A 7,530-nucleotide genomic window follows, 5' to 3' on the forward strand; every position below is an offset into this window, starting at 1 on the left:
GGCTGACCATCTACCAGGCCTACCATAATTTCCTGGAGCCCTACCGCATCAAGCACTACCGCCGGGGTGATACCCGCACCCGGGCCGAACACATGGGTCTGAGCCGGGACCGGCTGACAGCAATCATCCGGGAGTTGTGGGGGCGGCGGCCGTTTCGGGGTAAGCTGTCTCTCTGGACGGAGGAATTGAGGACCTGGAATATGAAGTGGCGTAATCCCGGGGTGGACTTCGGGACCTACGTGCCGAAGTACATTTCGGCGTGATGAGGCGGGTGTGCTCTGGGGGTTGCAGAGGGCCAAAAAAAGTTACAGGCTTTTGCGCACTATGGATTTTTTCCCGGGTGGCACCAGAGTTTTTGGGGAATTCAGTCTGGGGTCTTCCAGCGACCTGCCTGAAGTATGATTCCCGCAAGGACTGCAACCTCTATGACCGCCACAATGATATAGTGGGGCAAAAGACTTCCTCCCCCCACCACGTAGACGATGGTAAAGATAGCCGCTGCAATATTTGCTATCCGGGCGGCCCGGTGGGGTAATGTCCAAGAGAGCAGGATCATCAAAATGGGTATGTTGGTCAGCACCGCCGCCACGGCCATAACTGTTTGCACGTCTCCGGGCAGTTGAAGCACCGAACCCTCCACGATTTCCACCATTATTGAAAATATGTCGTTGAAGATCATATTGAGCATGACCACAATCCAGAGCAATGAAAGCCGGATTCGAATATTCTGCAGTTGCATTCGCATCTCCTTGTTCGGGGTTTTGTGCCCCAGTCTTGTTTTACGGAAATGGTAATGCCTTCTGCCAAATCAGACATTGATCTGGGTTAAGAAATTCATTGTCCACGAAAGGTATTTTAACTCCGCCAGATATAGAAGCATAGTCTGGTAGCATGCTCAGGGATGACGTTGCGGGCATGAAACGAGACGACCTCTTGCACACTACCTCAAAAATTTACCCCGGCTAATACGCCGCCGGATCCGGCTGAGGGACTCAGGGCGGATCCCCAGGTAGCTGGCAATATAATACTGAGGGACGCGCTGAAGAAGATCAGGACGAGACTCCACCAGGTCCCGGTAGCGCTCCTCGGGGGTCGAGCTGCGGTACCGGCTCAAAGCCCCTTGGAGCTTGGCAGACATGACCTCCGCCAGGGTGAGGCAAACGTGTTTCAGCTGGGGATACTCAGCGAGCATCCTTTCCTCCTGCTCCCGGGTATGCCCCACCAACATACAATCCTCCATACACTCCAGACTGTGGCTGGAAGGCTCGCCGGTTCCGAACTCCAGGGGCAAGACGGGATCCTCTTCAATGAAAAAATCAAGCGTCTTATCCTCTCCATTCTTCAGGGTGAAGCTACGCAGGCAGCCCCGGAGCACAAAAAAGGCTCGCCGGGCCTTGTCTCCCTGGCGTAGTACCAGGGTTCCCCGGGGATAACTCTGCACCAGTGAACTTTGATCCAATTGGGTATAGAGATCCGGAGTAAGTTCCAGATATTCGGCTAAAAAATCTCTTAACAGGTCGCTCATGGCCGGTCCGGTAATCCTTTTATAGTGCGCAAAAGCCTGTAACCTACACCACATATGGGGGTGCTGCCCGGAGCCCAGCCCCTGGGATAGCGCAAGGGCTGGGCAAAGGTACAACCTTTTACGCACTACAATAGTCTATATGCGAATGCTAGCACATTGTAGTACAATCCATCCATGAGCATACTCTTTATTGTTCTTGGTCTGGGGGGGCTGGTATTCGGAGCCAACCTCTTGGTAGACGGGGCCTCGGCGTTGAGCCGCCGGTTTGGTGTTTCGCCTCTTGTCATCGGCCTAACGGTGGTGGCCTTCGGGACCTCGGCCCCGGAGCTTACGGTTTCCCTGGCGGCTGCTCTTGGGGGGGCCGGGGCTATTTCCTACGGGAATGTGGTGGGATCAAACATCGCCAACATTCTGCTGATTCTGGGACTAACCGCCCTCCTCAGGCCCCTGCAGGTAGGCTCTAGCACGGTACGCTATGAAATTCCCATGGCAATCTTTGCCTCCGTGGCTGTGGTAGCTCTGGGCCTGGACAGCCTGGGTATCCAGGGAGCTGGATCGGCAGCAGATATCCTCAGTCGGGGCGATTCTTTGGTGCTGCTGGGGTTTTTCGGGGTGTTTTTGCTCTACACCTTGGCGAGCGCCCGGAGGGACAGCTCCCTCAGGGAGGGCGCCCAGGCGGCCCCGGCGGTTCGGGGATCCGTACTCTTGCCCATCCTCAAGGTTCTCGGCGGCCTTGCCCTGTTGGTAGTCGGGGGTAAACTCCTGGTTGACGGGGCGGTGGATATTGCCGAAACCCTGGGGGTGAGCCAGCGGATTATCGGACTAACCATTGTTGCGGTGGGCACCAGCATGCCCGAGCTTGCCACCAGCATTGCTGCCGCCCTCAAGGGCGAACAGGATATCGCCGTGGGGAATATCGTCGGCTCCAATATCTTCAATGTATTCTGTATTCTGGGGATTGGCGGTTTGATTACGCCCCTGGAGATTCCCGGCGGCTCCCTGGTAGATTCGGCGGTACATTTGGCAGCATCCCTGATCTTACTGATTTTCGCCCTGGGCGGCGGAGGCAGGCGGCTGGACCGCTGGGAGGGCGGCATCATGCTGGCCGGATTTCTGGGGTATACCCTCTGGCTGGTGTTGTAGAACCTTGTATCCATTCGGACTGCCTCGCTGTGTCCGTTCACCTCTGACTGGTGTTGTAGATCCGCATTGGTGAAGGCTAATGGACCCTGCTCCATGGCCGGATCTCGGGCGTAGGCATCCTTTGGGTAGCAGAGGCAGTAAAATCCCCATACATTTTTAATAAATGATAGGGTTGATACGGCATCCCCGGGCGTATCCTCTCCCCATACAACATTCATACCTGCATAGGGGCACAGGAGGGAGGGAAAGCCCCGGGCTCCCCCTCCCTGAACCAGCTGTTTCAGCAGCAGGTTTTGGTCTTGTCCAGATCCGTCCCTGACGTCCCGCAGCCGCAGCCTTGCTTACCCGATGCCTTTGCCTCCGCATCGGCATTGCAGCATGCATCGACTCCCTGGGGCGCAGGACCGCCGCAGCATGTTTCTTGGCGTTCCTGCCGTACCTGAACCAGTGAATCCTTGTTTTGTTCCATGGATTCCGCCTCCTTTGTTATTGGTACCCGGGTAGACGGTGGGAAACGAAAAAGGATGCAGAATCACCCACAACCACAATCCCCTTGACGAGAAGTACAGTCGGAATCAGACCCTTTAGCATTCTGGAAGTCGATGATGTTCCCGTATCTATCGGTTTCGATGGTGCAACAGTCCAGGAGCATCTCCTTCAGTTTTTGGCGTCCCCGCTGAACCCTGGACTTTGCACCGGAGACGGACAGGCCCAGGCGCTGGCCTACTTTGCGCTGGGTAAGCCCCTGTAATTCAGCCAGGTCGACGGCTTGCCGATACTTGTCCGGGAGCTGGAGGACCATGGGTTTTATGCAGGCGGCGAGTTCCGCGGATTGGTTGGTTCCTTGAGAACGATTAGAGTCCAGGATTTCTGCGGGTAATTCCTCGGTAGGCCGCCGCTTCCGGTAGTAATCGATAATACAATTCCGGGTTATCTGATAGATCCAGGAGCGGATCAGCTGGGTCTGCTGGAGTCCTGATATTCCGGCAGCTATTTTGAGAAACACCTGCTGGATGATATCCTCCACATCCTCCGGGTCTTTCACCCTCTTTGCTACGAAACCCCGGAGTGGCGTATAAAAATCCTTCCACAGTTGTTCAATACTCATGGTTGTCCTCCCTGTCTTCATGGTGGATGGTGGGGGCTTCCCCCGTATACCTATGGACGTAGTAAAAGCTCGAGGGATGCAACCAGGTACATGTCGACGGTGCTCCCCCGGGGCCGGCCCTCGGGTAGGCCCGCTCCCCGGGGCATGGTTCATTCAAATCTCCGTTTTACATGAACCCCTCCACCCTTTGGGCGTAAACCGCAGAGAACCATCCCCTAGATTTTGCGTCCCCTGCCATGGTTTTCCGTCCACAGATCACAGATCACAGATCACAGATCACAGATCACAGATCACAGATCACAGATCGAAAAGGATGTACCTATGCACCCATCATTTCCTATAGCAATTATCGGTGGCGGTCCGGTGGGATTAGCCGCGGCGGCCAACCTGGCGCTTTGGGGCCTACCCTTTACTGTCTTTGAAGCCGGCGAGAAGGTAGGCACCGCGGTTCGGTCTTGGGGCCATATACGCATGTTCTCCCCCTGGAAATATACCATGGATCGGGCGGCAGAACAGCTTCTCAAGAACCAGGGCTGGAAGGCTCCGCAAGGCAGCCTGCTTCCCACCGGAAAGGAACTCGTGGAGGATTTCCTTGAACCCCTGGCGGCTCTGCCCGGGATACAACCTCACATCAAGACATCATCTCGGGTGTTATCGGTTCAGCGCTACGGCATTGATAAGGTTAAGAGCCGAGGCAGGACCAGTTTTCCCTTTGAACTATCCTACATACACGCCGGGTCAATCGAGAAGGCCTACGCCTCAGCGGTTATCGATGCCACGGGGACCTGGGGCAACCCGAATCCGGCCGGATCGGGGGGTGTCCCGGCCCAGGGAGAAATCACCAATAAGAACCGGATATTCTACGGCATACCGGACCGCAGCCCGGGCCGCCGTTCGCGGTATTGGAACAAGGCCGTGGCAGTGCTCGGGAGCGGGCACTCCGCCATACACTCTCTGTTGGAACTCCATGCCTTGAAGGGTGATGCACCCAGGTCCCAGATATTCTGGATCATGCGGAGGGCTTTGACCCCGGGACTGTTCGGAGGCGGAGCCAAGGATGATCTGCCGGCCCGGGCAACCTTGGGACAGAAGGCTCAAGCCCTGATGGATCAGGGATTCATCCAGGTGATTGCACCCTTCCGCCTGGAAACCATAGACTCGGAACCCGATAGCCTCCGGATTACTGGTTCAGATGGGCGCCGATCCGTTCATGTCCGGGGACTGGACGCCCTGGTGGTAAACACCGGGGGCCGGCCGGATTTTTCCTTCCTTCGCGAACTACGCCACACCTTCGATCCCGTCCTTGAATCCGTCCCGGCCCTGGCTGAGCACATCGATCCGAATTACCACAGCTGCGGCACCGTAATCGCCCACGGCGAGGCCGAACTCCGCCAGCCTGAGCCGGGATTCTACATCGTGGGCTCAAAAAGCTATGGCCGCGCGCCGAGTTTTCTCATGGCCACGGGCTTCGAGCAGGTGCGCAGCATCGCGGCCTTTCTTGCCGGCGACCAGGAAGCAGCCCGCCGGGTAGAGTTACACCTCCCTGAAACCGGGGTCTGCGGGGTTAGGGAGTGAAGGGTGATTCGACTGCCTCTGTCTTAGAATCACCCCAGATGCAAACCCAGCACCACCCCGGCTACAATTCGTCTTCTGCCAGGGGCCAACGCGGATCCCGTATCCGGGCACTGGGCAAGGGGGAGCACCCTTCGCTACCGACAACCCTGCCCGCGGTGTGGTCCATAGATGGCTCCCCATTACCGGAGCCTTCTACACTCCTTCCTCCATGCTCCTCTGCCTAAAAATTTATGTTTCAGCTATTGGTACAAAATGTTTCAGCTATTGGTTCAAAATGTTTTAGCTATTGGTACAAAATGTTTTGCCTACTGAAACATGTTGTATCGTTAGCTGAAAGGTTTTGTTACATTACCTGAAACGGTTATTTTACAGCCAGAGCATGATGCCAGGACTCCCCACCATGCCGGAACTGGCCAAGAAGAACTGGCACGACAGTATACAGATTAGTGGAGGAACTCATTAAGGAAATGAAATAGTCCAATCTCATTATCCAACGCTCCTGTAGAGAACTACTCACTGGGATTCTCACTTCCTTTTCGTTCCCGAAGTGATTTTGAATCACTTACAAGACAGTTGAAGTGGAATCCAGACACCTGCTGGATACATTAAATGCGAATCAAATCTACTCACGCCACTCCACCCGATTTGCTATCTCATCTATGATCCCGCGAACCCCAAGATTATCCCCAGGACAGAGACACATCATCCTCATGGCAATAGTATGGGCTGCTTCAAAGTCCTTCATCCGCCATTGGGTCAGACACAGTCCATGGAGTACCCGTAAGTAGGGCCTGTTTTCCAGACACTCCCAAATGAAAACACCATCAAAATCGTTGGGCAGATTTTTCCCGGTAATAGAAACCGAAACCTGAAAACAGGATCAGTACTTGCACGGGAACACAGTATCACTTGTATAAGAGATTATACTTGCTATATACTGTGTGTATATACCTTTTCAGGAGGAATTATGAACATAGGCTCAGTCTTCGAAAACAACAGAACCCAGGCCGTTCGTCTTCCGGCAGATACTCGCTTCCCAAAAGATGTCAAGAAAGTCTCGGTAAGAGTAGTAGGCAACACCCGTATCATCGAACCAGTGCACAATAGCTGGGACAGCTTCTTTCATCCAGTCGAGGATGGTGTTACGGATGATTTTATGACAGAACGGGCATCTCAGACACAACCGGATCGGGAGTCATTCTAACATGCTAAAATACATGCTCGATACCAACATAGTCATCTATGTGATAAAGCGCCGTCCTGAGGAACTCTTGAACACTTTCAACGCCCATTCCGGACAGATGTGTATTAGCTCCATAACTCTGGCAGAACTTACTCATGGTGTTGAAAAGAGCTCTCTCCCCGAACGCAATCGCCGGAACGTGGAGGACTTTGTCTCTCGCCTTGATGTCCTGAGCTATGACGATTCAGCCGCAGCTCACTACGGTGATATACGAGCAGACCTGGAACGTAAAGGAGCAATCATAGGCATAAATGACCTCCACATAGCCGGTCATGCCAGAAGCCAGGGCCTAATCCTGATCACCAACAATACCAAAGAGTTCCAGCGGGTTGAAGGATTGAGAATCATTGACTGGACCAGGAAGTAGTTTTCACCCAAAATTTCTGTAGCCAGTTTTGTAGCCAATTCAACTGAAAAATGACCGCAAATGTCTACCACCAACCAGAACATGCACGACTCTTAATTGCTTACCATATAAGTACTTATGTAAATACTAGAAAATAACCGCAAACAACAGAAAAGGCCACTGTTAGCCAGGCAAGCTGTTTTTCCAGGTTGTCAATGCTCCTTATGAACTTGGCAGCATCATCCTGACCTCAAACAAGGGATTCGGTAGATGGGCAGACATATTAGGCGAAGAAGCAATAGCTACCGTAACGCTGGATCGTTTGTTACTCCACTCTTATGTATTCAGTCTTGAAAGGGCTTCATACCAGATGAAAGATTGGTAGAAAGTCGGGGGCGTTGACCCTGTGTAAATCACCATAAAGCGGAACTTTTAAACCGTTTTTGACATCTCATACTGTTGAGCTTTAAGCGCTTCGATACGCTCAAACTTCATCGCCTCATTGAGAACCCTCTCAATCAACCGGGCGAATTTCTTCTCATCACTCTGTCCAAGCATTTGGACAACCTGCTCCAGCAAGCTATACTCTT

9 protein-coding genes and 1 pseudogene are annotated in these 7,530 nt (G+C 53.6%); 6 read left to right on the plus strand and 4 right to left on the minus strand.

Translation table 11 applies throughout. The annotated features are described in order from the left end of the window. Positions 1 to 263, plus strand: a pseudogene (locus DC28_RS16560) (hypothetical protein); the annotation flags it as partial. Positions 264 to 364: 101 nt separating this feature from the next. On the opposite strand, the gene DC28_RS12690 reads toward DC28_RS16560, so the two are convergent. Both DC28_RS12690 and DC28_RS12695 read right to left on the minus strand, forming a co-directional pair. Continuing rightward, complete coding sequence (locus DC28_RS12690) at positions 365 to 739, minus strand: DUF6326 family protein (RefSeq protein ID WP_037549389.1); 375 nt, start codon at positions 737 to 739, stop codon at positions 365 to 367. A gap of 201 nt (positions 740 to 940) precedes the next feature. Beyond that, the gene (locus DC28_RS12695) at positions 941 to 1,525 is read right to left on the minus strand and encodes a Crp/Fnr family transcriptional regulator (protein ID WP_037549392.1); all 585 of its coding nucleotides are present in this window, start codon (positions 1,523 to 1,525) and stop codon (positions 941 to 943) included. A gap of 174 nt (positions 1,526 to 1,699) precedes the next feature. Here DC28_RS12695 and DC28_RS12700 point away from each other — a divergent pair, with 174 nt between their 5' ends. Next, a complete protein-coding gene (locus DC28_RS12700; RefSeq protein ID WP_037549395.1) occupies positions 1,700 to 2,668 on the plus strand; it encodes a calcium/sodium antiporter in 969 nt (322 codons plus the stop codon). Positions 2,669 to 2,948: 280 nt separating this feature from the next. On the opposite strand, the gene DC28_RS12705 is transcribed toward DC28_RS12700, so the two are convergent. Continuing rightward, positions 2,949 to 3,137, minus strand: a complete 189-nt coding sequence (locus tag DC28_RS12705) for a hypothetical protein (RefSeq protein WP_037549397.1) — start codon at positions 3,135 to 3,137, stop codon at positions 2,949 to 2,951. Between the two features lie 63 nt (positions 3,138 to 3,200). Beyond that, positions 3,201 to 3,776: an RNA polymerase sigma factor SigZ gene (gene sigZ / locus DC28_RS12710; protein WP_052078877.1), complete on the minus strand. Its 576-nt coding sequence runs from the start codon at positions 3,774 to 3,776 to the stop codon at positions 3,201 to 3,203. A 321-nt stretch (positions 3,777 to 4,097) separates the two neighbouring features. Between sigZ and DC28_RS12715 the strand changes: the two genes are divergently transcribed. The 4 genes from DC28_RS12715 to DC28_RS16960 all read left to right on the plus strand — a co-directional run bounded on the left by DC28_RS12715 (position 4,098) and on the right by DC28_RS16960 (position 7,325). Beyond that, positions 4,098 to 5,351, plus strand: a complete 1,254-nt coding sequence (locus tag DC28_RS12715) for an NAD(P)-binding protein (RefSeq protein WP_037549401.1) — start codon at positions 4,098 to 4,100, stop codon at positions 5,349 to 5,351. A gap of 967 nt (positions 5,352 to 6,318) precedes the next feature. Next, positions 6,319 to 6,555 (plus strand): type II toxin-antitoxin system VapB family antitoxin, encoded by a 237-nt coding sequence (gene vapB / locus DC28_RS12720; protein WP_037549403.1) that lies wholly within the window; start codon positions 6,319 to 6,321, stop codon positions 6,553 to 6,555. 1 nt (position 6,556) lies between these two features. After that, positions 6,557 to 6,961 (plus strand): type II toxin-antitoxin system tRNA(fMet)-specific endonuclease VapC, encoded by a 405-nt coding sequence (vapC, locus tag DC28_RS12725; RefSeq protein ID WP_037549406.1) that lies wholly within the window; start codon positions 6,557 to 6,559, stop codon positions 6,959 to 6,961. A gap of 175 nt (positions 6,962 to 7,136) precedes the next feature. After that, a complete protein-coding gene (locus tag DC28_RS16960) occupies positions 7,137 to 7,325 on the plus strand; it encodes an ATP-binding protein (protein WP_081942219.1) in 189 nt (62 codons plus the stop codon). Positions 7,326 to 7,530: the final 205 nt, after the last annotated feature.

The organism is Spirochaeta lutea, from assembly GCF_000758165.1.
GTDB lineage: Bacteria > Spirochaetota > Spirochaetia > DSM-27196 > Salinispiraceae > Spirochaeta_D > Spirochaeta_D lutea.

Bases quoted from the DNA above. Each gene is read 5' to 3' on its own strand.
- DC28_RS12690 (WP_037549389.1), bottom strand. From the start codon at position 739: ATGCAACTGCAGAATATTCGAATCCGGCTTTCATTGCTCTGGATTGTG.
- DC28_RS12695 (WP_037549392.1), bottom strand. From the start codon at position 1,525: ATGAGCGACCTGTTAAGAGATTTTTTAGCCGAATATCTGGAACTTACT.
- DC28_RS12700 (WP_037549395.1), top strand. From the start codon at position 1,700: ATGAGCATACTCTTTATTGTTCTTGGTCTGGGGGGGCTGGTATTCGGA.
- DC28_RS12705 (WP_037549397.1), bottom strand. From the start codon at position 3,137: ATGGAACAAAACAAGGATTCACTGGTTCAGGTACGGCAGGAACGCCAA.
- sigZ (WP_052078877.1), bottom strand. From the start codon at position 3,776: ATGAGTATTGAACAACTGTGGAAGGATTTTTATACGCCACTCCGGGGT.
- DC28_RS12715 (WP_037549401.1), top strand. From the start codon at position 4,098: ATGCACCCATCATTTCCTATAGCAATTATCGGTGGCGGTCCGGTGGGA.
- vapB (WP_037549403.1), top strand. From the start codon at position 6,319: ATGAACATAGGCTCAGTCTTCGAAAACAACAGAACCCAGGCCGTTCGT.
- vapC (WP_037549406.1), top strand. From the start codon at position 6,557: ATGCTAAAATACATGCTCGATACCAACATAGTCATCTATGTGATAAAG.